This is a genomic window from Paenibacillus sp. BAC0078 (assembly GCF_054483875.1).
Map to the genome: position 1 here is coordinate 80,886 of NZ_JBTLRW010000005.1, position 24,533 is coordinate 105,418.

Here is a 24,533-nt window from a genome sequence, read left to right on the forward strand (position 1 = left end):
AGAGCGGTATAAATCAAGAAACTTGAAGACAACAGCGGCCGGAAGTCCAAACATTCACCGCAGTTACGACCACCTTTTTTCACAGAGGATTTCACTTCAATTGATATAGCCCAAATTAACAACTCATGTGCTTTCCCGTTCAACTAGCTCCACCGGCAGAATGGTCTCCCGCTCTACCGGCTTGTCTTCCATCTGCTCCAGCAGCAGTTCAACGGCCCGCCGGGCCATATCCTTGATCGGCTGTCTGATCGTGCTTAACCCGGGCATGTACCAGGAGGCGGCGGGGATATCGTCATAGCCGATGACCCGCACATCGCGGGGGACCTCCTTCCCGACCGTGCGGCACCATTTCATCACGAACAGCGCCATCAGATCGCTTGTCGTGAATACGCCGTCGATGTCGGGGTGTTCAGTGAACATTTTACGGATAATTTCATTGTAAATCTGCTCATCGAAGACATCCAGCTCGGTCTGGTAAGTGACAAATTTGACGCCTTCCTGTCTCGCCTCACGCTCAAAGCCGGTCGTACGCAGATTGGACAGCATATCCAGCTTCATATTGCCAGCCAGATGGCCGAGCTTGCGGCAGCCCTTAGCGATCAGCAGACGGGCTGCCAGAGCGCCGCCGTTCTCATTGTCCGACGCGACAAACGGAATATCACCAATCCGGCGGTCGATGGTGACCAGTGGATAATTCAAATTGGTATAATCCCCGATCTCCAGCGTATGGCTGCCGAGAATCATCCCGTCCACCCGGTTGCGCCGCATCATATCGATGTATTCCCGCTCCTTGGCGGAATCGAACTGCGAATTGCATAGCAGAAGCTTGAACCCGTGCTGATAAGCAACAGATTCGATTTCATTCGCCAGCTCACCGAAGAACGGATGCGCCACGCTAGGGATAATCAGCCCAAGTACATTTGAGTGCTTGCGCAGCAGCGAACGGGCCAGCTCATTCGGCTGATACTTCAGCTCGTCCATGACCTGATATACCTTCTGCCGGGTCTTTTCGCTAATATACCCCCGGTTATTTAACACTCTTGAAACGGTAGTCACGGACACACCGGCTTTTTCCGCCACATCGTTGATCGTAGCCATTGCACTGCTCCTTCCTAAAGCTCGTCTCTCTATTATAATTTATCGGGCGCGTATAGGAAAAGATTGGCTGACCAACGAATTGCTGACACCTTCCTGTACCTCCTGAAAGCGCAGCTCTACACCTCAAGCAGCTTCAGCGCGCCCTCCCCGTCCGTATATTCAATCTCAGGGCGCATCGTATCAAGGTTAATGTACAGCGTACAGCGGAATTCGCCCCTCGTCCAGGTCAGTCTGATTTCATTCGCTGCGGCTTCTTCCACTGTAAAATCGCCGTTAAACGCCTCGTATTCATTTCTGAACCGGATCAGCCTGAGCAGACGCTGTACAACTTCCTTCTCCAGCGATTGCCCGATTTCCGGGAGCGTATAGTTGTGGCGGTTGATCTCGCGTCCCTCGCCGGTTTCCCGCACCCGCTCCAGATCATTTTCACCGGCAAGCAGCCCGACATAATACACCTGCGGAATGCCCGGAGCAAAAAATTGAATCGCCCGCGCCGCCAAATACGCATCATCATCGCAGTCCAGCACCGAGTAATAGGAGCAGCGGATTTGATGGACGTCGAACCCGTCGGGCGCCTTGTGCTCGTCGGATAAGATCAGGCTCAGGTTCGCTCCTCTTTCGACACAGGTATCCACGAGCTTGCGGGCATCCTTCGTGTCGATCAGATCGTCCAGGTCAGGCTTGACCGGCACGCCGTCATGGCAGTCGAGCATTGTGAACTGCTTGGCCGGACGGGTGCGCAGGTACTCCCTAAGCTCACGGCTATCCTTGTTCAGCAGCGTATCGAGAATCCGGTACGGCAGGATAAAATCGTAAATCCAGCAGCCGTGCTCTGCCAGCTTGTATTGAATCGAATAGTGCGAGTGTACCTCGGGCAGCAGCTCGATATCAAGGGAATCGGCCAGCTCCTTGATCCAGTCCAGAAAGTCATAAATCTCCGGCTCGACGAAAAAGCAGCTGGTGCCCAGCTTTTTGATCACATAGCCTACCGCATCCAGCCGGACGATCTTGATATTGTTCTCCTTGAAGCAGGTGAAGAATTGTATGAACAGCTGTTTGACCTTCTCCGAGCGGATATCCAGATCAATCTGCTCGGACGGATCGGTCTTGCCGAAGGTCGTCCACACCTGAAGTTCTTCCTGTGTTTCCTGAATGGTGAAAGTGGAGTAGGGCTTGCTGCGGCGCAGGAACATTTTATCAATGTCCGCCTGCACCGGTTGTCCGTCCGCCCAGATTTTATCCAGCGTAAGGAACAGATCGGCGTAGCGCGACTGCCGCCCGTGCTGCAGAAAGTCCTGAAAGTAAGGGGACCGGCAGGAGATATGATTGACCATGAGATCCACCAGCACATCATGCCGCTCCCCGATTGCCCGGATGTCCGACCAATCGCCGAAGGCAGGCTCGATCTCCAGATAGGTCAGCGGTGCAAAACCGCGGTCACCCGACGAAGGGAATGGAGGCAGAATATGCACCCCGCCCTTGAACACATCCGGAAAATACGTATCCAGCGCATGACGGAGCGACTTCAAATCTCCGCCAAGCGAGTCCGGGTACGTAATCAGTTGCACTTGATTTTTAACCATTGTCTTCTCCCCCTAGCATCCGTATTCAGCTTGTATTGTACTTAAATCCGGCAGCGGAACCACTGCACCGGTAAATTTCAGTTTAAATGCGCTTACGGCAAAACCTGAACGGAGCGCCTCACGGACCGTTGCGCCTCTGACAAGCGCTGTATAGAATCCCGACCAGAAAGCGTCGCCCGCTCCGGTCGTATCGACCACCTCATGCGCCAGCGTCTCAAACCGGACCGTCTCCTGTCCATTCGAGACAATAGCGCCGTCCTTGCCGAGCGTCATAATGACAAGACCTGCACCGAGCGCGACGTATTTTTGCACCTGGTTCTCGGGGGTATCGCTGCCGAACAGCCGCTCCGCATCGTCCTCCGAAGGCTTCACGATATCCGCCTTGCCGATAATCTTCTTGACATAGTCCGTGCCGTCTTCGCCCTTCCGCCAGACCTGGGGATGATAGTTAGGGTCAAAGCATACCGGAATGCCGCGCCGCTTCGCCGCCTCAATCACCCGGTCAATGGTCTGCCGCGACGGCTCCATCGAGATCGGCCAACAGGAGAAATGCACGATCCCGGCCTTCAGCACAGCCTGCTCCAGCTCCGGCGTGTAGGCCAATTGGTAATCCGCGGCCCGGTAGAAGATCGGGACAGGGGTGGACGTGCTTTTCGTGATAAGCACCAGACTGGTGGAATCCTGTACAATTTGCACACACCCGGTATCAATTCCTGCCTTTTTCAATGATTCAACCAAAAAAAGACCCAGCCGGTCATTACCGACTGCCGAAGCCACTATAGGGCGGATACCCAAGCGGCTGACATTCATTGCGATATTGGAAGGCGCCCCTCCGAAAAAAGGCTGATAAGTCCCTTGCCCTGCAGTATTCTGATAATCCTCCGAAATAAAATCAACCAGCATTTCTCCCGCTGTCAGCACATCATATTCTCTATCGGCCGGCAGCTTAATTCTCTCATCCAGCTTGAACACCATGTTCTCCCTCCTACTGCGATTTGAAAACACTTTCAAATCATCTTCAAACAGATTATATGTCAAAGGCTTGATTTATGTCAATCCTTTGACATAAAATTCGCAGCGTTATTTCTCTGAGCCATTGTGTAGGGCTAGGCATACGGGGCGGAGGCTGATGGGTCACGTTAGCAAAACCACCTGCTCAAAAAGCAGGTGGCTGTTAACATGAATATCGACGCCTAATGGAAATTAAATCTTCATCCGGTATACTGCCTTATTCTCCAGCCCCCGGATGAACGGCGTCCATTCCTCCGTCTCAGGTGTCGTATCCAGCGCATCCTCCACCATCTGCAGCTTGGCATCCATCGTATCAATATGGTGCAGGGCTACCGCCTCCGCCGTCTGCGGCTGAACCGGACTGCCCCACTCACCCAAGTTATGATGAGACAGAACCAGATGCTGAAGGGCGAGCACCTTTTCCGATTCCAAATCAATGCCGCAGCGGATCGCCGCCTCCGTAATCCAGTTCGAAGCCATAGAAATATGGCCGATCAGCTTGCCCTGCACACTATAGTCGGACACAATGCCAAACTGGGAGATCATCTCCTCCGGCTTGGCGATATCATGCAGAATGATGCCCGCCTTCATGAGATCGGGGTTCAGGAACGGACGCTGCTTGCAGAGAAAATCGCCGATTTCCAGCATCCTGACCATATGATAAGCAAGTCCGGCAAAGTAGGCATGATGATGGGTTTTTGCCGCCGGATAATGCATTAATTTCTCCTCTACCTTGCCCACGCAAAAGGTAACAATCGTTGCAATCTCCTGATCCGCAATACTGCCCATAGCCGCCTTGATCGTATAAATAAGATCTACTGGACGAATCGGAGCGGAACGGATGAAATCGGTAAGTGAAATGCCGTCCGTTTCATTAGCCAATCTGATCTTGGTAATCTTGACCTGCAATTTCTCGCGGTAGGTATGCGCAATGCCGCGTACCTTGACCAGCGCCATCGGAAAAAAGGTTTCTTTATCGGTCGTGCTGGCATCCCAATATTTAGCAGAAATTTGGCCGCTGGAATCACCCAGAACAATATCAAAATAATCCTTCGGAGGAGTACCGTTTGTTTGTTTGATTGCCAGCTCCCGTAACAGGTAAAAGCCGACAAATTCATCCTGCGGAGATAGCTGTTTAATTAGTGTCATTTTGGAGCCTCCCATTACTAGCAGACCTAAACCTGCTGTGTATATGTAACTTTAGACATTCACCTCCGAAATCCCTTTAAATAACTATACAATTACTATACGATTGCCAACGGTATTTATGTCCAATCCTATCATAAGCCGTATACGGCGGGTTCTCCTAATTAAAAAAAGGGCCATCCCCGGCCATTTGCATGACCAGAGACAACCCATTGCTTAGCAGGAAAACTATTTGCCGGCTGTTTCAAGCGCAGCTTTGATCGCTTCTACCACCTTGGCAGAGACTGCTTTCTCATCATCGTTCGCACCGAATGCAGCCGGACGATATCCGTACTTGTGCAGACCGGAACCGGACGAGGTGGTCTCAATCTCGGCTTTTACAGCTTTTTCAGCGTCAGTCAATTGATTAAGTCCCTTTACTTTGCCTGCATAATCCAGGAAGTAGAGAACCATATCTACAGGAATACCGTTTTTGACATAAACCATAATATTTACCGACTTATCAGTGCTTGCTCCGATGAAAACTCCGTCAAAGTAAGCAGCTTTGTTAGCTTCTACAACTTCAGCTTTACCGTAGGCTCTGTCAACAGCCGTTTTCAATGCTTTGCTGCTGCTGGTCGCGCCGGAAATAGCATCTACTTCCTGTACGCCTTCTCTGGTGCCTGCGGCAATGAAGCTGGAGGTCAATTGCGGAATCGCTTTTTGTACTTCAGCATAAGCGTTTTTGCCCAGGTCTTCCATATTCATGCCCACACGGCTCAGAGCAACATTAACAATTTTACCGTTGCGCAGAGTAACTTCGGCTTTGTTCGTTCCTTTGTCATAAGCGTCACCGTAAGCAGTGAAGGTACCGTCTTTATAAGCGCCTTGGACTTTGGAAGCATTGGCCAGAGCGTCAACCAGGGCTGCTTTTGCTGCTGCGGACAAGGTTTCTTGACCGTTCACATAATCCATGTCTACGCCTTTATCCAGCATTGCAGCTGTAAGCTGGTTAGTCAGCGTTTTTTGTTCAGGGGTCAGCTTATCGTCAGCAATCAATTTGCCGTCTGTTCCGAAGAAGCTCAATTTAACTCCCGTTACTTCGTCTGCCGCAACATCAACCAGCAGGAAGATCTTAGAGGCATTATCCACTCCGGCAAATCTGCCGTCGAAGTATTGGCCTTCCGTTGGAACCTTCAGCGCTTTCTCGAAGGCTCTTTCTACAGCCTGATTCCAGCCGTGGCTGCTTTCGGTAGCTCCGGAAATTCCGTCTACCTTTTCATTATAATTAGCGATATAAGAACCGTTAGCAAGCAATTTTGCAGTCATTGGAGGATTGGCCTTAACAACTTCAGCATAAGCGGATGCGCCTCTGTCGATCAGGTTCGTGCCAAGTCTGTACAGCTTCACGTCAACCAGCTTGCCGTTGCGGATGATTACATCAGCTCTTTCAACGCCTACGCTTCTTGCAGTGCCGTAGGAAGAGTAGAATCCGTCAATGTACGCGGAAGTGTTGTTGATGGTGGCATTTTGTTCCGCATCCCAGAAGGCGTTGATGGCAGCCTTGGAATCAGCTTCATAGCCGGCTACCGGCTGTGCGGAAGAACCTTTTGCAAGCAGTACTGGTGTAATTGCCGCAATGGCTGCAGTTTGTTCTGGAGTGTAGGCTTTCTCATCCACGAAATCTCCGGCTGCAGTAAGCGGATACAGTTTAACCGCAGTAAGCTTGTTCGCATCATAGCTGGCGAATACAGCATATTTGCCTTCCGGATCAACACCCATATGGTCACCAGGGAAATAAGTCGCATTTGCCGGCTTCACTTCCAGCGATCTTTCGAACGCTCTGTCCACCGAGAGCTTCCAGCCGTTGCTGGAGCGGGTTGCGCCGGAAACAGCATCTACTGCTGCTGCGCCGTCTCTGGTTTTGCCGAGCAGTCTTTCTTTCATCAATCCGTAAGCAGCCCAAACGCCGCTGTAATTGTCGCGGGCATTTTTGTCAATAATCTTCGGACTGGTTCTCATAAGCTCAATATCTGCAATCTTTCCATCCTTGATGGTTACTTTAGCGCCTTCAGTGCCTTTGGAGTAAGCATTGCCGTAAGCTACATATACTCCGTCCTGGTACACAGCTTGTTTTACCGTTACAGGTTTTTCTGTAGCAACCGGTTTAGCTGTAGCAACCGGCTTAGCTGTGGCAGCAGGCTTGGTTGTTGCAGCAGGCTTCGCAGTGGCTTTAGCTGTTGCTGCCGGTTTCGCAGTGGCTTTTGGCGTTGCTGCCGGTTTGGCAGTTGCTTTTGGCGTTGCTGCCGGTTTAGCAGTCGCTTTTGGTGTTGGTTTCGGTTTGGCTGTCGGTTTTGGCGTTGGTTTCGGTTTGGCTGTCGCCTTTGGCGTTGGTTTCGGTTTTGGTGTTGCTGCCGGTTTGGCCGGTGCTGCCGGTGCTTCTTCAGAAGCTGCCGAAACCGCATCTACCTTCAAGTTCAAAGCTGGTGCATTAATCGTGTACACGAATGGTGCGAGCAGCAAGGCTGCACTGACAGTCAAAGAAATTAGTTTTTTCACTGCGTATTCTCCTTTACCATATCCCCAGTAGTATGTAGCCCTTCAAAACGATTCACTGCTATGCTCATCTCTCATCCCTTCTTACGAAGAACATCATGTCTCTTCATAAGAGGTCATCCCCCCTTTCCCATTCCTGCGCGACCCATCCCGTGTACGAAAAATTGCATCCAATTATATGTTTTTGTAAAAGGTGAAACAATTCACATAATAAGGTGAATAAATTCACATAAAAGGATTCAAGTCTGCTAGTGGTAATTTGTGGCTTGATGGTATCAAATTTATCCTTACCTTCTCTGTATACAAAATCACATACCCTATAAGAAACATCACTATTTTGCAATTAACACAAAAAGCACATTGCTTTTATCTCTCAGATTCTCCCATTTACTCCGTCTTATGAAAGCAATGTGATATCTTACACTGCGCTTTTGATACCTGATGTGATATTTTAAAATGATGTCATGCTTTTAGAAAATAGGCTTTACAATGGCCGAACCAGCCGCTAAATGGAGTCCCTCCCCGCCCAAATATACGCTCAAGGAGCACTCGCCTCGGCCCGCAAGCCGCTTAAGCACCACACTGGATTTATTAGAGCAAATTGTAAACAAAAATGCCCGCGGCTGGATCTATGCATTAACCATAAAGCTCATACCGTCAACTGCTTGTATTTGGCCGTCAGTTCCTCGAACCATTGCTTATCCTGCATAGCAAGCGCAAGATCAATTAATTCAGCAATCTCTTCCGGCTGCAATTCCGGCGTATCATTGAAGCTGACCTCCGCCGAAGCCACCGCCTCGCCATTCGCCCCGTCCGAGAAATCGTATGAAAATCTGAGCTTGATGTCACTCTCCAAAAACTCATTCCGCAGGAAGTACAGCACCTCACACATCAGAACCGGCCGCACATGATTATCAAACACACAATCCATCACCTTGGCCCAATAATGCTGATTGCTGAGATGCAGCTTATCATTCGTCAAGAGATATTGCTCCCCCTGAAAATCGTTGACAAATCTCAGTTCAACCGGCTTCATTTTAAAAATACTTGTAATTTGCTTCATGGTGATATTCACGATGTCCTGTGTATCCAATCTCAACATCTCATACACCCCGTTCCTCTTATTTGGGCTTTCTGTAACTTTTCTGCAAAATCATGATATGACAACAATTTAAACTAATTTAAAATTATTATCGTCCATTCTGTATGGATTGTTAATGGTTTTTGTTAAAATTTAATAAACCATGTTTCTAAATGTGATGAAATGGTTAATTTATGTCCTTAAATTCAAAAAGACCTCTATTTAAACTGTTGTCGAGGGATAAATCCTCTCCAAAAGCAATAGAGGCCAGGCAAAATTATTCATTTTCATCTTAATGAAAGGCTTCATTCATTTCCAAATCGTTCTTTAGACAAAAAGGGACACCAGTTGAATTCCCTCTTCTGGAGAAATACGCACAAGGCCTTTATCGGATATCCGCAGTGTAGGAATAACCGCCAGAGCCAGCAGGGACAAGGTCATAAATGCATAATTCAGCGTGCAGCCCGAATCATACAGCGCTTTGCTGATGGCGGCCGACTGGGCCGCCGCAATTTCAAAAGGCTCGGCGGACATCAGTCCGGCAATCGCCAGCGGGAACAAAGTGGTTCCTCCGGCTGTAATTACAGCCACACCACCCTGTGCTTGAGCAACCGCTCCGGCTGCTTCGGCCATCAGGGCATCGTCATTGCCGATCACCAGCACATTATGGCTGTCATGGGCAACGGTCATGGCGATAGCCGCCGGCTCATGGAAGCCGATTCCCGCTACAACGCCCACCGATTTATTTCCAGTCCCTTTATGACGCTCAAATACTGCTATTTTGCATAGTCCGTTGCCAACCTGCAGTTTACCATCCGTTACAGGCAGCTTCATAATCAGCTCCCCGGTCTCCACATGGTTCTCAATCACCTTGATAACGCGAGTGGAGAGACTGCCCGATTCTATAGAGGCATGGATCACAAAATCCTCCGCCACAGGAAGCTGCGGCAAATGAACAGAGGCCAGCACTTTATCCGGGTAGGTATACGCTTGAAGCTCAGCGGTCATTCTGCCATTCTCGGCCACCACAACACCTGATGCTATAGTCATAACCACATGAACATCCGCCAGATTTCCATCAAGCAAAATAATATCGGCACATGAGCCAGGCGTAATCGAGCCGATATCGCGGGCAACTCCGAAGCGCTCAGCAGTATTGATCGTCGCCATCTGGAAGGCGGTAACCGGCTTTACCCCTTGGGAGATCGCATGGCGCACAACGAAGTCCATATGGCCCTCGTCACGCAGCGATTCGGAGCTGCGGTCGTCGGTCACAAGCAGCATCCGGCGCGGGTCCAGCCCGTGCTCCGTATGCGCGGTGATCGTCTTCGCCACGTCGTGCCAGGCGGAGCCGCGACGCATTTTGGCATACATGCCCAGACGGACGCGCTCAATCACATCCTCGGCTGTAACACATTCATGGTCGCCGGTTACGCCCGCAGCCGCATATACCGGAAGCCGCCAGTCATTAGACGGCCAGGTGAAATGCCCATCCACATATCGGCCTGCCCGCAGCGTCGCCTGAATCTCGCCGAGCATTTTCTCGTCGCCATAGACTACGCCGGGAAAATTCATCACTTCGCCCAAGGCAATGACATCCGCGCCCCAGGTATAGGCTTCCGCCACTTCTTCCGGTCCAATTGAAGCCCCGGTCGTCTCAAATTCCGCACCCGCCGAAGGCACGCAGGAAGCCACCTGCATGTATGCGGCCAGCGGTGTCCCGCGCATCTCATCCAGCATCAGCCTGATGCCCTTCAGCCCGAAGACATTGGCGATCTCATGCGCGTCGAAGAAGCCGCCGGTGGTCCCCAGCGGCAGCACTGCACGGGCAAATTCCGTCACGGTAAGCTGTGTGCTCTCGATATGGCAGTGTCCGTCCAGCAATCCCGGAGCGATGTATCTCCCGTCTGCTTCAATGACCTGCGTGTGCTGGCCGATCATGTGCGAGACATCTTTGCCAACATAGGCGATACGGCCTCCCTGCACAGCAACAGACATCCCCTCCAATATTTCGCCGGAGCAGACGTTGACCAGCTTGCCCCCAGTGATGACCAAGGTAGCCGGCTGATCGCCGCGGGCTGTAGCCACAAGCTCAGGCACACAATCCGCGAGCGGTTTTCTTTGAAAAGACATGACTTCCATTCCTCCCCGCTTAGCTCATAATCAGCCGATATTACACCTTCGCCTCATATACGTCAAGTGCCGCCTGTACAGCAAGCCCGCACGGAACCGCATAGCCGTGGCGCAGCAGCGCGGCCTCCAGCGCTCCAAGCAGACGCAGCACGTTATTCTCGCGGCAGCTGAAGCCCATAGTGCCAATGCGCCAGATCAGTCCTTTGAGGGGGCCGAAGGAGCTGGCAATCTCAATGCCAAACCGGCTAAGCAGCATTACCCGCACCGACTCGCCGTCCACACCTTCGGGAATAAGCACACAGGTTACGACAGTCAGCTTACTCTCGGGATCACCATACAGCTTGAGGCCCATCGCCGTAAGTCCAGCTACGAGTGCTTTTTCGTGCAGAGCATGTCTGGCGTACCGCGCCTCAAGCCCTTCCTCCAGCGCCAGACGCAGGCCTTCGCGCAGCGCATAGAGCATGGAGGTCATCTCTGTATGATGGTTCAGCCGCTGCGGACTCCAATAATCCTGCAGCATGCCGAGGTCGAAGTAATTGCTGCGCACCACAGGCAGCTCACTGCGCTGATCGCCGCCGGTCCGCAGTCCACGCTCCACCTGCTTGCGCTTCAGCAGCTTGGCTTCGGCGCGTTCATTGTACGTAATCGGCGCCATGCCTGACGGCACAGAGAGGCATTTCTGCGTGCCGCCGATCACGGCATCCAGCATCCAGGCATCCGTCTCCACCGGCACGCCGCCGATGGTTGCCACTGCATCCACAATCAGGAGCGCATCATGCTCGCGGCAGGCCCGGCCAATCTCCGCCAGCGGCTGTACGCGTCCCGTAGAGGTTTCGCCGTGGACCATTGCAACCACATCGGGCTTATAGCTCTGAATAGCCGCAATGACTTCCTCCGGCGTGAACACGCTGCCCCAGGCTTGCTCAATGGTAAATACCTCAGCGCCGCAGCGTTCAGCAATCTCATGCAGCAGATGGCCGAACCGGCCGAAGACCGGAATGAGCACCCGGTCGCCCGGCGCAATAAGACTGGTCATTACCGCTTCGATACCGGAACGCGAGGTCCCGTCAACCGGATATGCCCACTTATTGCCGGTAGCGAACAGCTCGCGCAGCATCTCCATCGTTTCATTCATAATGCTGGTAAATTCGGGATCGAACTGTCCCAGTATCGGAAAAGACATCGCCCGCAGCACACGCGGATCGGCCTCCACCGGTCCAGGGGTCATAATGCACCGCAAGGACGGCGACAAATCTTCGTACCGCTTCATGATCATCTCTCCCTCTATATGTTCAGCTCTCCTCATAGGCAAGCTTATATAATAATGCTGTCAAAACATCCAGTCCGGCTACCAGCTCCTCAGGCGAAGAATATTCCTCCGGTGAATGGCTGATCCCTGCCCGGCTGGGCACAAAAATCATCGCCGCAGGGCATTTCGGCGCGAACAACTGGGCATCATGCCCCGCTCCGCTTACCATGCTCCGGTAGGTTCTTCCCTGTTCCAGGCAAATTTGTTCAAGGGCTCCGCAAAGCTCCTTGCTCATGGGCGCCGGAGCTGTGGCTAACGTCTGATTTACCTCCAGCGCAAGCCCCCGCCCTGCCGCAATATTTTCAAATTCTATAATCATTTCGGAGCAAAAGCTATCAAGCTGCGCCGCCTCACTATGGCGGATATCCAGCGTGAACAGCACTTCTCCCGGGATCACATTCGGCGTGCCCGGCAGCACCTCAAGCCTGCCCGTTGTCGCCACCAGCGGATCTCCCGCCTTCACAGCGGACCGCTCCAATGCAAGCAGCATTTCCGCCGTACCGGCAAGCGCATCCTGACGCAGCCCCATCGGCGTTGTCCCTGCATGATTGGCTGTTCCGCTCACCTTGACAGTATACCGTCTTTGACCAACAATGGCTTGAACTATCCCGATTTCCAGTGCCGATTGCTCGAGAATAATCCCCTGCTCAATATGCAGCTCGACATACATGCCGATGTCATCTCTCAAAGAGGAGTTCACATGGCCCAGGCCACAGGCCTGCATCGCCGCCATAAGCGTAACACCCTCAGCATCGGCGACGGATTCCGCCCCGCTTCCGTCATAGAGGCCTGTCACATGGCCCGAGCCCCAGAACGTCAGCGGGAACCGGCTGCCCTCCTCCTCACAGAAGGCTGCAACCTCCACTGTCCGCAGCGGCGGTCCAAAGGTCTGCTGCAAATGATGCAGCGCGGTGATAGCGGCGGCAACTCCGTATGCGCCGTCATATTTGCCGCCGTTTACAACAGTATCAATATGTGAGCCGGTTAGGATCACTTTATCCTTATGCAAAGACCCGTTCAGCCGCCCGAACACGTTGCCGACAGAATCAGTATAGACCTCCAGTCCGAGCCCAGCCATTCTCTCCTGCAGAAAATGCTGCGCCGAGCTCCACTCCGGTGTGTACAGCAGCCGGGTAACACCCGGCCCCGGAGCGCTGAATGCTGCCAATTCCTCCAGCAGCGCCAGCATTTCCAGGGCCGGGGCCTTTAGTAGCGGCGGGGTCATAGGGCAGGCTGCCCGCCATGAATCTGCAGCCATTCGCCCCCATCCGCTGAAATTACGCCTTGTTCGGCAGTGTACACTATATTCCCCCGGCAGATCGTAGCCGTTACCTTGCAGGATAAGGCCATCCCAACATACGGGCTAATTTTGTGCCGGTAGAGCAGATCCTCCGCAGACAATGTATAGTCCGCAGCAGGATCTAGCAGCACCAAATCGGCATCAAGCCCAGGCGCGATGGAGCCTTTGCGGTGATCAAGTCCGAAACGCCGCGCGGGAAGCTCCGCCAGCAAAGCCGAGATTTGCGTAACCGGCAGGCCACGCACATGCACACCTTCATGGAACATCAGCTCAAGGCTGCTCTGCGCCCCGGAAATCCCGCCCCAGGCTTCAAAGAACGACAGACCCGGGGCGAGCTTAAGCTCCGGCGGACAAGGGGAGTGGTCAGAGGCAATCAGATCAATTTTGCCTTCGGCCAGCACCTTCCACAGCTTCTCCTGTTCCTCCGGGCTGCGCAGCGGCGGCGCGCATTTGGCCACCGGTCCGAGCTTCTCCATGCTGTCTTCATTCAGCAGCAGATAATGCGGGCACGTTTCCGCCGTCACATTCAGGCCGCGCAGCTTGGCTGCATGGATCAGTTCAATCGCGGCGGAGGTGCTGATATGCACGAAATGCAGCCGGCAGCCGGTTCGTTCACTATACAGCAGCGCCCGGGCTACAGCCTCCAGCTCCGCCTGCGCCGGACGGGAAGCGGCGAAATCCCGCGCACCCACCCTGCCGCTGCGAATGGCATCCGCCGATAATACCGCTGTAATCTCCTCACTCTCCGCATGCAGGGCGAGAATACCGCCGAGCGCGGCGATTTTTTGCATTCCCAGGTACAGCGTCTCATCATCCACTTCGCGGAAGCGCCCTTCCCCCTCACCCCCGGGATTGGAGATAAAAGCCTTAAAGCCGGTCACTCCGGCCGCCGCCAGCTCCTCCAAATCCTCCAGATTACCGGGAACCAGTCCGCCCCACAGCACATAATCCACTGCCGAGTTCCCGGAGGCAGCTTCCGCCTTAAGCCCAAGCGCAGCCTTGTTCACTGTAGGCGGATTCCCGTTCAGCGGCATATCCGCGTAGCAGGTGCAGCCGCCTGCCGCAAGCGCAGCCGAACCGCTGCGGAAGCCTTCCCAGTGGCCGAACGCAGGTTCATTGAAGTGGACATGCATATCAATCATGCCAGGCAGTACATATTGCCCTTTGGCATCAATGACCGTGGTTCCCTCAGCAGCCGGAAGCTCTTCAGCCAGCGCGGCGATCTTGCCATTTTTCACTCCAACATCCAGTTTGCGCACTTCTCCGGGCAGCACTACATCCCCATTTTTGATGATAAGCTCGTATGATTCCGTCATAAAACAGGTCACCTCCGGTCACTTGTGCTCTTATTCTAGTCAACTGCCCCGGTACGTACTGTATCCCCCTGGAGCTACAAGCAGCGGAACATGGTAATGGTCATCTGAACTAGTAATATTGAAACGAATCGGAATGTGTTCGAATACCGGCATGCTGCCCCCGCGAAAATAATCCCCGGCCATAAACAGCAGCTCGTAGCAGCCGGGCACAAGCTCCGGCCCTTCCAGCAGCGGCGCGTCCAGCCTGCCGTCACTGTTCGTTGAAGCTTCGCGCAGCAGCGTGCCTTCTCCGTCCACAAGACTCCAAAGCTGCAGCTTCATGCCTACAGCCGGCACTCCCCTGGACAGGTCCAGCACATGGGTAGTCAGCCGCCCGCTCATGCTTCCGCACTCTTTTCAATGATCAGATCATGAAGCCGGAATCCGGTGATTGTACCAATCTCCGCAAGCGCCTGCTCCCATTCTTCCTTAAGCGTACGGTTCACACGTTCTTCAATGGCCGCAATAATATCATCCTTGTTTTTGCCGCGTACAGCCAATATAAAAGGAAAACCAAATTTCTCTGTATACGCTGCGTTCAGCTCCGTCAAGTGTGTGAATTCCTCTGGCGTCAGCCGGTCAAGCCCAGCCCCCTGCTGCTCCACTGCCGACAGCGGACTGACCTGCAGCCTTGTTGCCAAATCGGGGTGTGCTCTAAGTAGCTCCTCAACCTGGCTGTGATCGGCACTTCGCGCCGCTTCGAGCATCACGTTATGCAATTGCTGAGCAGAATGAAAGGGGATATGCCCGTAAGCTTTCTCCGCCACCCAAGGGGAGTGTTCAAAGATTCCTCCGAGGCTCGCCACAAATTCATCCCTGCTCATGCTGTTAATCTCTTCAAGTGTCAAAAATAAAGCCGGTGCTGTCATCCTCTTCCCCTCCTTCTGTCATTCTTTTGAGCCCTTTAGAACCGCTGCTCGCGGATATAAGGGGTCCCCAGCGCCTCCGGTGTGCCGGAAGGCTTGTTGCGGTTACGGTAACCGAGGTACATAAGCACAAGGATCGTTACAACATACGGAATCATCTTCAGGAAATAAGACGGGATTACACTGCCGAGCAATTGAATGCGGAAACCGAGCGAGTCCAGCGCTCCGAAGAAATAGGCGCAGAACAAAGCGCGCAGCGGATTCCATCTGGCGAAAATCACCAGACCGACGGCAATCCAGCCCCGCCCCGCCGTGAGCCCTTCATTCCAGGTCGGCGCATAGGCCAGCACCATATCGGCGCCCGCAAGGCCGATCAGTGCAGCACCGGCGGTTACATAGCTGTAGCGGATGAGCTGCACCCGGATGCCCATAACGTCAGCCGTAGCCGGACTGTCTCCAACCGCCCGCAAATGCAGGCCCCAGGAGGTATAGTGAATCAGCAGATGCAGCACAAGCACCAGCAGCAGGCTGAACCAGGTCAAATAATCCATCCTGCCGAAAATATCACCGAGCACCGGAATCGACTTCACCCAGCCCAGATCAAGCTTCGGCGAAGTGCCCGGCAGCGGAATGCCGCTGATTGACTTACCAAGATAAGCGCTGAGGCCGCTGCCGAACAGAGTCATTGCAAGGCCCGACATCGTCTGGTTCGCCCGCAGTGTGACGCAGAGGAAGGAGTGAACCATGCCGAGCACGGCAGTGACGGCAATGGCTGCAAGCAGGGCCAGCAGCAGATTGCCGCTGCGGATGTAGACGATACAGGTCGTGACCGCCCCCATCAGCATCAGCCCCTCCGCGCCAAGCTGGATAATGCCTGCCCGTTCATTCAATATACCTCCAAGCGTCGCCAGCAAAAGCGGCGTTCCGGCGGAAATGGCGGCTATCAATAATTGTGTTGTGAAATCCATGGGTTTGCTCCCTTCTATAAGAGAATGCTGCTATGCGCTCCGGCGGATGCGGAAACGGTGGATCATCTCGCCGGCAATCAGGAAAAACAGGATCGCACCCTGCAGCATTTCCGAAATGGACGAAGGCAGTCCGATGGTCTGCACACTGTACCCGCCGACAATTAATCCCCCGAACAGAACGGAGGTGACAATAAGGCCGAGCGGATTCAGCTTGGCAAGCCAAGCGACAATAATGGCGGTATAGCCGTAGCCCGGCGAAATTCCCTGCATCAGCTTGTGGGTAACACCGGAAACCTCGGCCATTCCCGCAATACCGGCCAGACCTCCGCTGATCAGCATGACAATAATAATATGCTTCTTGATATGAATCCCCGCATAACGGGCAGCCGTAGGATTGGCTCCAATCAGACGCAGTTCATAACCCCAACGGGTAAACTTGATCATCAGATAATAGATGGCGACCGCAACCAGGCCAAAGATCAGCCCAATATGCAGTCTCGTAGTCCCCAGCACCGGCAGTGATTGAGCAGCGGTAAACATGGGCGAACCCGGGAAGTTAAAGCCCTTTGGGTCTTTCCACGGTCCAAACACCACATAATCCAATGCCAGCAGGGCTACATAATTCAGCATCAGTGAAGTAATCAGCTCATTAACACCAAAATGCGTCCGTGGAATGGCGGTCATTAGTCCCCAGAGAGCGCCGGCGGCGGTTCCGAGCACAAGCATTAATGTAATGGACCAGAACGAAGGCAGATTAGGAAAATAAATCGTCACCGCCGTAGCAGCCATCGCCCCGACAGTAAGCTGGCCTTCCGCACCGATGTTCCAGACCGAAATCCGGTATGCGACTGCGATACCGAGCCCGCAGAGCAGCAGCGGGATGGCCTTCACCATCGTTTCGGTGAACCCGTAAGAAGTACCAAAAGCGCCGCGGAACATTTTCTCATATACAGTTACCGGGCTCATGCCGTTAGCGGCAATAAATACAGCGCAGAGCAGCAGCGCCAGTAGGATGGATAAAATTGGCGACCACCAGGGGGAACGCGTGCGGCTGGCGTCATACTCAAGACGCATCGGCAGCCGTTTTCCGGGTTTAGCCGGAACGGAATTAAGCAGCGCAGCATTTGCTGCATTTTTCTGGCTCATACGGCGCTAACCTCCTTATTCCTGATCCCGGCCATCATCAGGCCGATTTGCTCCCGGTCCGCATGCTCATGATCACTTTCCCCGATAATCGCCCCGTTATAAATCACCAGAATCCGGTCCGATAATTGCAGCAGCTCATCCAGATCCTCCGAGATCAGCAGCACCCCGCTGCCGGAGCCGCGCAGCTCCATCAGCAGCTCATGCACTCCGGCAGTAGCGCCGACATCCAGTCCCTGCGTCGGATGGACGGCAACCATCAGCTTTGGCTGATGGCTGACCTCGCGGGCGAACAGCAGCTTCTGCTGATTCCCGCCTGATAGCTGCTGCACTGGCGTATCCAGCTCCGGCGTCTTGACGTTGAAGCGCTGCACAAGCTCCTGCGACCAGGAACGGTTCTTCGCGGCCTTCAGAATGCCGAATTTGGAGTGCTCGCTGCTGCGGTAGGATTTGAACAGCAGATTATCCACAGAGCCCAGCCGCCCGGCCAGACCGCTTTTCATCCGGTTCTCCGGCACGTGGGAAATTCCTGAGTCGATCGCGCCCCGTACCGAAGCTGTTTTTACCGCGCTGCCGTCAAATATGATTTCACCGTTCTTCCAGGCTCTAAGTCCTGTCAGCACTTCCGCCAGCTCCTTCTGTCCATTACCGGCAACCCCGGCGACCCCTACAATTTCCCCTTCACATACGTTCAGGGACAAGCCATCCAGCGCCTTACGGCCATGATCGGCTGAAACCTCCAAATTCCTGACAATGAGCAGCGGTTCTCCTGCCGTAGCCTCCCGCTCCTGGCGGGTGATCGCAACCTCACGGCCAACCATCAGCCGGGCCAGCTCCAGTTCATCGGTCCCGGCAGTAACCAGCGTCGCAATCATTTTCCCTTTGCGCATAACGGAAATACGGTCGGAGGAGGCCATAACCTCCTTCATTTTATGCGTGGTCATGATGACCGTCTTGCCGGCTTGCTTCATTACTTGCAGTGTGGCGAAAAGCTGCTCCACCTCACCCGGAGTAAGCACGGAGGTCGGCTCATCCAGAATGATGATATCCGCGCCACGGTACAGCGTCTTGACGATTTCAACGCGCTGCTGCTCGCCGACGGACAATTGCCAGACCGGACGGTCAACCGGAAACTTCAGCCCGAACCGCTCCGCCAGCGCCCCGATTTCCTTATGCTTATTTTTGATCCACTTGCTGCCCCGCCAGAAAGACGACTTTTCGCCAAGCACGATATTTTCCGCTGCCGTGAGACTTTGCACCAGTCTGAAGTTTTGAAATACCATGCCGACGCCAAGGAGTGCAGCATCTTTGGGGGAACGGATTTTAGCCGTTTTGCCGTGAAGCAGAATCTCGCCCGCGTCTGCTCTGTACACACCTGACAGCATGCTCATAACCGTGCTTTTACCTGCTCCGTTCTCACCAAGCAGCGCGTGTATCTCACCCGCATTTGCCGAAAAATCGACTTGATCGCTGGCCGTGACAGAACCGAATTTCTTCACAATCCCGCGCATTTCAACTGAATGGTCCTGCATAGGGGACGCTCCTTTCCTTCTAGTTGTAGTACGGGTGGGGAAGGTCCCGCTACGGAACCCGCCCCACCCATAAGGCCGTGCCAATATATAGTTCGGTGATGCTTTTATTTCGGGATTGTTCCTTCTATACCTTTGGCAAGCCAGTTCATCGCCAGAACCTCCTCAAGCGTCAGCTTTTGGCCATCCTGAACCTGAACCTTGCCTTGATTATCCGAGATAGGGCCGGTGAACACATTCAGCTCTCCGCTGATAATTTTGGCTTTGGCATCTTCCACCAGCTTCTTCACGTCATCCGGAACCTTGCTGCCGAATGGGGCGATATCAATCATGCCGTCCGCCATATCACCCGAATACTGTTCATTCGTCCAGGTTCCGTCCATGACCGACTTCACAGCCTTCACATAATAAGGTCCCCAGTTCCATACAGGGTTGGTCAAATAATTATCCGGTGCGTATTTGCTCATGTCGGAGTCGTTACCTCCAGCGAGAGCGCCGCGTTCCTTAGCCGCCTGCAGGGTCGCAGTTGAGTCCTGATAAGCGAGCAGCACATCCGCGCCTTTATCCAGGAGGCTGATCGCCGCCTGGCGTTCAGTAGCAGGGTCATACCAGGTATTGGTCCAGACTACGCTGACCTTAACATCAGGGTTAACGCTTTGTGCGCCCAGTGTGAAGGCATTGAGGTTATAGATAACCTCGCTGATCGGGAAGGCTCCCACGTAACCAAGCTGATTGTTCTTGGTCATTTTACCGGCGGCAATACCCGCCAAGTAGCTGCCTTGATAGTTTTTACCGAAGTAAGTTCCCATGTTAGGAGCTGTTTTGTAGCCGGAAGCATGCATGAATTTTACATTTGGAAATTTATTGGCTACGTTAAGGGTGTAATCCATATACCCAAAGCTTGTTGTAAATACAATGTCGTGGGATTGCGCAAGCTCAGTGATAATGCGTTCGGCATCGGCGCTTTCCGGAACATTTTCTACGGTGTCCGCTTTAATGCCCAGTTCTTTCTCCATATACTGACGGCCTTGGTCATGCTGATACGTATACCCGCCGTCACCCGGAGGCCCGATGTAGACAAAAGCAACAGTCGGCTTCTTGGCTGCCGGCTCGGTTGATGCCGCCGCCTCTGTGGCTGTACCCGCATTTGACGCTGCCGGTGCTTCAGACGCTTTGGCATTTGTACCGGAATTGCTGTTGCCGCCGCACCCCGCCAGAACCACCGCTAACAGAAACATGAATACGAAGCTGAAAGTAACTGTCTGACCCCTCTTTTTCATAATTCTCCTCCTCCAAAAGATCTCTCATAATAGCTGCTGCCATTAATGTATCTCTACTATACTGAGACACGGCGCTCACGTAAATTTATATAACATACGTTTGTGGCGATTGATAAGAAGATCTGATTTTTTTGTGCTTTAGGCACTAGATTAGCTTGAATTATGCTTAAAATATGTGATAATCCCTAACATGAACATGGGGTTCAGCGAACTTCATGTTATATTTACGATCCAAGAGCTGTCTATATTGCCGGGCCATCCATCAGCCGCATTCATCGATAAATCTATCTGCCTATTCTCGCTCCAGCATCTTACGGAAAATGAACACCAGCTTCAACCGCATGAGATCATTGATTTTTTTGAAATCAACATCCAGCAGCTCACTGAGCTTCTCGATCCGGTAGGTGGCGGTGTTGCGGTGAATGAACAGCTTTTTGGCCGTCTCGTTGACATGGCCATCATTCTCCAGATAGACCTCAAGCGTATGCAGCATCTCCTTGATGTACTCCGGCTCCCGGCTGAGCAGTCCGCGCAGGCTGCTATTGCAGTATTTCTCCATCGTTTCCGCCGGAATCTGGCCGAGCAGCAGGTTCAGTTCAAGCTGACGGTAATGCACTACATTTCCGTGCGTTCCCCAATGCTGGAATGTGCCCATACATTCTTTGACCTCGCCAAAAGCCTCCTTCAGCCCTTCCGGCTTCACTTTGGTGCTGCTAATGGCCGCCCGCGGATAATATCCTTTATCGAACTTCAGATTCTGAAAACAGGCATTAATCAGCTCACGGAACTGCTCGGGGCTATGCAGACCCGCAGGAAACAGCGACACCAGGCCTTCGTCCATCATCACATGTATCGCATTCAGCTCCGACAGCACCGGATGCTCAAGATACTCCTCCTTCAGCCGGAGCAATTCCCCCTGCCGCGCTTCGCCGGCTGCCAGGGTATCGGTAAGCATCAGTTCGAAGGGCGCTTGCAGCAGCGTAACCTCCAGCTTGGCAGCAGCCTGGGCCAGCTCACTGCAGGACATCCCGCCATTCAGGCAGCGCCGCAAAAGTCCGCTGAACTCCCTGTGCCCGGCATGCTCGAAATAATCCTCATAACCGGAATGAATATGATAGGAAATCAGCTCAGCCCCCTGGACGAACAAGCTCTCTTCCACTGGCAGCAGCAAAGGATCGATTGAACAGTATAAAAGATAGCCCGAGCACTTCTCTCCCTGCAGCAGCGGGATTCGGAATCCCGCCTTGTCACCGATGCGGAAGCGTTGCTTCCGGCACTGCCAAGGCCAGCCCTCCAGCAGCTTCGGCGCTGCATTGTCCGAATTGTTAAAGACGACCTCGCCCCGGGCGCTGATGACCGCAAGCTTGTGATCAATCACCTCCGACACCGCTTCGAACAGAGGACGGCTGCGCCCTGAGCGCAAGGCGAACCGCATCAGCTTGCGCTGCTTCTCCATGATGCTCTGCAGCATACTGGTGCTGCGCGAAAGCTCGGCACGGAACAGCCCGTTCATCTGGTCGGAGAAGGTAAACTGGAACGGCAGCTCAATCAGCGGGAAATTCAGCGACTCTGCCTCGGCAATCAGCTTTTCCGGTACGGTGTTCCAAAAACGGCCCAGCTTGATGCCAAGCCCCGCAGAACCGCGCCGGTTCAGGGTATGCAGCAGAGCGGAGGCATCCTCCAGGCTGTCTTTGATCAAATAAGCCGTCGTCAGCAGCATCTCCCCTTCTTTGATCCAATCCGAAATATCAGGGGCGTCCATCACATTAATAGATTTGATAATCCGGTGTTTCCCCCTAGACCCTGCAATCAGCTTGGCTTCGGATAAAGGATACACGGACAACGCTTCTTCGACTGTAAGATGCATGCTACCCCTCCTTTTTTTCTAATGAATGTATTGATTAACCTTGAATATACTTACTCGGATGTGCTGATTAACTTCGCGGTCTTAATGTTACTTTATGTAACATTATAGATAAAGAGACCCTTGTTGGAAAGAGAAAAGTGAAAAATCCGCTTGATTATGTAAGATAAAATAACATATGCGGCATAATCTTAACGATTGCCACTCTTAAGCATTAGTAAATGGAGTAGGGATTCATGAAGGGATAAATTCTGAGGGTGAGATCTGGCAGGCAAGATATGAGTTGTACGGGGACCGTATGCAGAATGGATGGGTGATGGTGTGCGGTATTTACGTTCAGGCAGATAGAGGAGTGAAGATGTGAAGCAATTACATCTAAGCAGAAACGGCGGCTCCATTCTTAAAACAGTGCAGCCGTTTTGAGTCTGAAGATTGCTGGAGTGCCTGAATCACCTTGCCCTTATGGGACAGCTCCAAGTGGAAAAAGGAAACTTAATTCTCTCCCCTTTCGCAAAGCAGATCAAATTTGTCCTTTGGAGTTTGGAACTAATAGCAGCTTATCCCCAATTTTTCATACAACTTATCCACGATAGACAAAAATCATTATTCTAAACAAAACTCCCGTTCTCCGCAGGACAGCGCGGAGCCGGGAGTTTTGTTATTCCATATGCTTTGCCCCGCATATTTGCCGGACCCAGGCTAGCAGGCGCAGGTCCTGCCCATGACCGCCGATCACCGACAGGCCGAGCGGCAACCCGCCGGGCCCTGTTACCGGAAGCGTAAGCTGCGGCAAGCCGGCCAGGCCGGCGATGCAGCTAAGCATCATCGCGCCGCTGCGGTTCAGCTCGAGCTGCGCCAGATCCCCGCCCCGCAGCGGCGCGGGGCCGGGGACCGTCGGGAGGACGAGGCAGCCGTCCTCTCCAAGCAGTTGCCGCAGCCGGGCGGCGATTTCCGCGCGCGTAGCTTGCGCGCGGCGGTGATCCTGCCCGGCCAGACTTGCCGCCCAAGCGAAGCGGGCGGCGATATCGGGCCCGAAGAGCGGCTGCTCCCGCTCTATCCAGGCCCCGTGGGTCGCCCAGATCTCGGCGCCCTGCAGTTCACGGAAGACATTCATCCATGTCTTCAGCCCCTCCGGCGCAATCCGCGTGTCGCCGGATTGCCCTGCACCGGCCTGCAGCTTGCGCAGGCCTTGCTCCAGGCTGGCGGCGCTCTCTGCGCCCGCCAGCGTCCAGCACTCCCGCACGATGTGCAGATTGCCCATCGTGCAGTTCCCGCTGCTCGGAGCTGCCGCACCGAGCAGGACCTCGCCAGCCCGCAGCAGCAGCTCCGGGCTGTCCGCGATCCAGCCGACGGTGTCGAAGCCCGGCGCAAGCGGGATCACGCCGTCCATCTCCACCGCCCCATGCGTCGGGCGGAAGCCGTATACGCCGCAGTACGATGACGGCACACGGACCGAGCCGCCTGTATCCGTGCCCAAGGCAAATTCCACACTGCCGCCGGCCACCGCCACCGCCGAGCCGCTGGAGGAGCCGCCGGGTATGCGGCCCTCCGCACGCGGATTGACTGGTGTGCCATAATGGTGGTTCTCACCGCCGAGGCTGTACATCAGCTCATCGGTGTGCGTAGCCCCCCGCAAGCTAGCTCCGGCCTGCAGCAGCCTCCGTACTACAGCCGCATGCTCCGGTGACGGCGGATGGCTGCGCAGCCAGTCCGGATTGCCGGCCGAAGAGCGGTGCCCGGCTACCGCAAACACATCTTTAACAGCAAAGCTGAGACCATCCAGCGCTCCCCCTATCCGCAAGGCAGGGACCTCCAGCTCCGGATTAATGAATGCGCCATATGAATTAGCAAGAACCATCTTTCCCCCTCCTTCCTCCCGGACAACTGGGGAGGCTTTGTTACGTCCACTGTGCTGCTGAACCTGCTAATCCTACTTCTCATGCTGATATTAATCCTGAGTTTTTACTAACTGTGGTTCTTGTTCTTCAGGTGTTCAGGTGTTCAGGTCTTCAGGTCTTCGGGTCTCTACGCCATCACACCTTTACGTCTTTACGCCTTCACGCCTTATGCCTTTATACCTTCATGGCTTCATACCTCACGCCTTCATACCTTCACACCTTCACGTCTCCGCGCCTTCACACCTTCACGTCTCCGCGCCCTCACGCCTTCACACCTTTACGCCTCCGCGCCCTCATGCCTCCACGCCTCCATACCTCTACGCCTCCATGCCTTTACACCCTCAGGTTTTCAGTCCAATTGCCCTCTAAGTTATTCTAGTTTTCTTGTTCTCCACATGTCCGCAGGACCAATAACTGTATTTGCTACAATTAAA

The 24,533-nt window shown here is 53.7% G+C and carries 18 protein-coding genes; all 18 read right to left on the minus strand.

All coding sequences use genetic code 11. From position 1 onward, the window contains the following. Nucleotides 1-123: 123 nt before the first annotated feature. Nucleotides 124-1,098, minus strand: coding sequence for a LacI family DNA-binding transcriptional regulator (locus ACX1DY_RS11675; RefSeq protein WP_458964368.1), 975 nt, complete (start codon nt 1,096-1,098; stop codon nt 124-126). A gap of 116 nt (nt 1,099-1,214) precedes the next feature. Then, nucleotides 1,215-2,681, minus strand: coding sequence for a sucrose phosphorylase (gtfA, locus tag ACX1DY_RS11680; protein ID WP_458964369.1), 1,467 nt, complete (start codon nt 2,679-2,681; stop codon nt 1,215-1,217). Nucleotides 2,682-2,693: 12 nt separating this feature from the next. Further along, nucleotides 2,694-3,656, minus strand: coding sequence for a carbohydrate kinase family protein (locus ACX1DY_RS11685; RefSeq protein WP_458964370.1), 963 nt, complete (start codon nt 3,654-3,656; stop codon nt 2,694-2,696). A gap of 228 nt (nt 3,657-3,884) precedes the next feature. Then, on the minus strand, nt 3,885-4,841 hold the full coding sequence (locus tag ACX1DY_RS11690; protein WP_458964371.1) for a 3'-5' exoribonuclease YhaM family protein: 957 nt from the start codon (nt 4,839-4,841) through the stop codon (nt 3,885-3,887). A gap of 225 nt (nt 4,842-5,066) precedes the next feature. Further along, nucleotides 5,067-7,376, minus strand: coding sequence for an FMN-binding protein (locus tag ACX1DY_RS11695; RefSeq protein ID WP_458964372.1), 2,310 nt, complete (start codon nt 7,374-7,376; stop codon nt 5,067-5,069). Between the two features lie 646 nt (nt 7,377-8,022). Continuing rightward, entirely contained in the window at nt 8,023-8,475 is a 453-nt protein-coding gene (locus ACX1DY_RS11700; protein WP_458964373.1) for an IDEAL domain-containing protein, read from the minus strand. A 306-nt stretch (nt 8,476-8,781) separates the two neighbouring features. Beyond that, complete coding sequence (locus tag ACX1DY_RS11705; RefSeq protein WP_458964374.1) at nt 8,782-10,596, minus strand: adenine deaminase; 1,815 nt, start codon at nt 10,594-10,596, stop codon at nt 8,782-8,784. 31 nt (nt 10,597-10,627) lie between these two features. After that, the gene (locus ACX1DY_RS11710) at nt 10,628-11,857 is read right to left on the minus strand and encodes a pyridoxal-phosphate-dependent aminotransferase family protein (protein ID WP_458964375.1); all 1,230 of its coding nucleotides are present in this window, start codon (nt 11,855-11,857) and stop codon (nt 10,628-10,630) included. A 22-nt stretch (nt 11,858-11,879) separates the two neighbouring features. Further along, the gene (locus ACX1DY_RS11715) at nt 11,880-13,154 is read right to left on the minus strand and encodes a hydantoinase/carbamoylase family amidase (protein WP_458964376.1); all 1,275 of its coding nucleotides are present in this window, start codon (nt 13,152-13,154) and stop codon (nt 11,880-11,882) included. Next, entirely contained in the window at nt 13,118-14,512 is a 1,395-nt protein-coding gene (locus ACX1DY_RS11720; protein WP_458964377.1) for an allantoinase, read from the minus strand. Before ACX1DY_RS11720 ends, ACX1DY_RS11715 begins: the two co-directional genes overlap by 37 nt. Nucleotides 14,513-14,551: 39 nt before the next feature. After that, complete coding sequence (gene uraH, locus ACX1DY_RS11725; RefSeq protein ID WP_458964378.1) at nt 14,552-14,893, minus strand: hydroxyisourate hydrolase; 342 nt, start codon at nt 14,891-14,893, stop codon at nt 14,552-14,554. After that, nucleotides 14,890-15,420, minus strand: a complete 531-nt coding sequence (gene uraD, locus ACX1DY_RS11730; RefSeq protein ID WP_458964379.1) for a 2-oxo-4-hydroxy-4-carboxy-5-ureidoimidazoline decarboxylase — start codon at nt 15,418-15,420, stop codon at nt 14,890-14,892. Before uraD ends, uraH begins: the two co-directional genes overlap by 4 nt. Nucleotides 15,421-15,455: 35 nt before the next feature. Next, a complete protein-coding gene (locus ACX1DY_RS11735) occupies nt 15,456-16,385 on the minus strand; it encodes an ABC transporter permease (protein ID WP_458964380.1) in 930 nt (309 codons plus the stop codon). 30 nt (nt 16,386-16,415) lie between these two features. Then, the gene (locus ACX1DY_RS11740) at nt 16,416-17,531 is read right to left on the minus strand and encodes an ABC transporter permease (RefSeq protein WP_458964381.1); all 1,116 of its coding nucleotides are present in this window, start codon (nt 17,529-17,531) and stop codon (nt 16,416-16,418) included. Further along, nucleotides 17,528-19,060 (minus strand): ABC transporter ATP-binding protein, encoded by a 1,533-nt coding sequence (locus tag ACX1DY_RS11745; protein ID WP_458964382.1) that lies wholly within the window; start codon nt 19,058-19,060, stop codon nt 17,528-17,530. The genes ACX1DY_RS11740 and ACX1DY_RS11745 overlap by 4 nt, the downstream gene beginning before the upstream one ends. 104 nt (nt 19,061-19,164) lie before the next feature. After that, a complete protein-coding gene (locus ACX1DY_RS11750; protein ID WP_458964383.1) occupies nt 19,165-20,337 on the minus strand; it encodes a BMP family ABC transporter substrate-binding protein in 1,173 nt (390 codons plus the stop codon). Between the two features lie 292 nt (nt 20,338-20,629). Continuing rightward, nucleotides 20,630-22,204: a PucR family transcriptional regulator gene (locus tag ACX1DY_RS11755; protein WP_458964384.1), complete on the minus strand. Its 1,575-nt coding sequence runs from the start codon at nt 22,202-22,204 to the stop codon at nt 20,630-20,632. A gap of 655 nt (nt 22,205-22,859) precedes the next feature. After that, nucleotides 22,860-24,059, minus strand: a complete 1,200-nt coding sequence (locus tag ACX1DY_RS11760; protein WP_458964385.1) for an amidase — start codon at nt 24,057-24,059, stop codon at nt 22,860-22,862. Nucleotides 24,060-24,533: the final 474 nt, after the last annotated feature.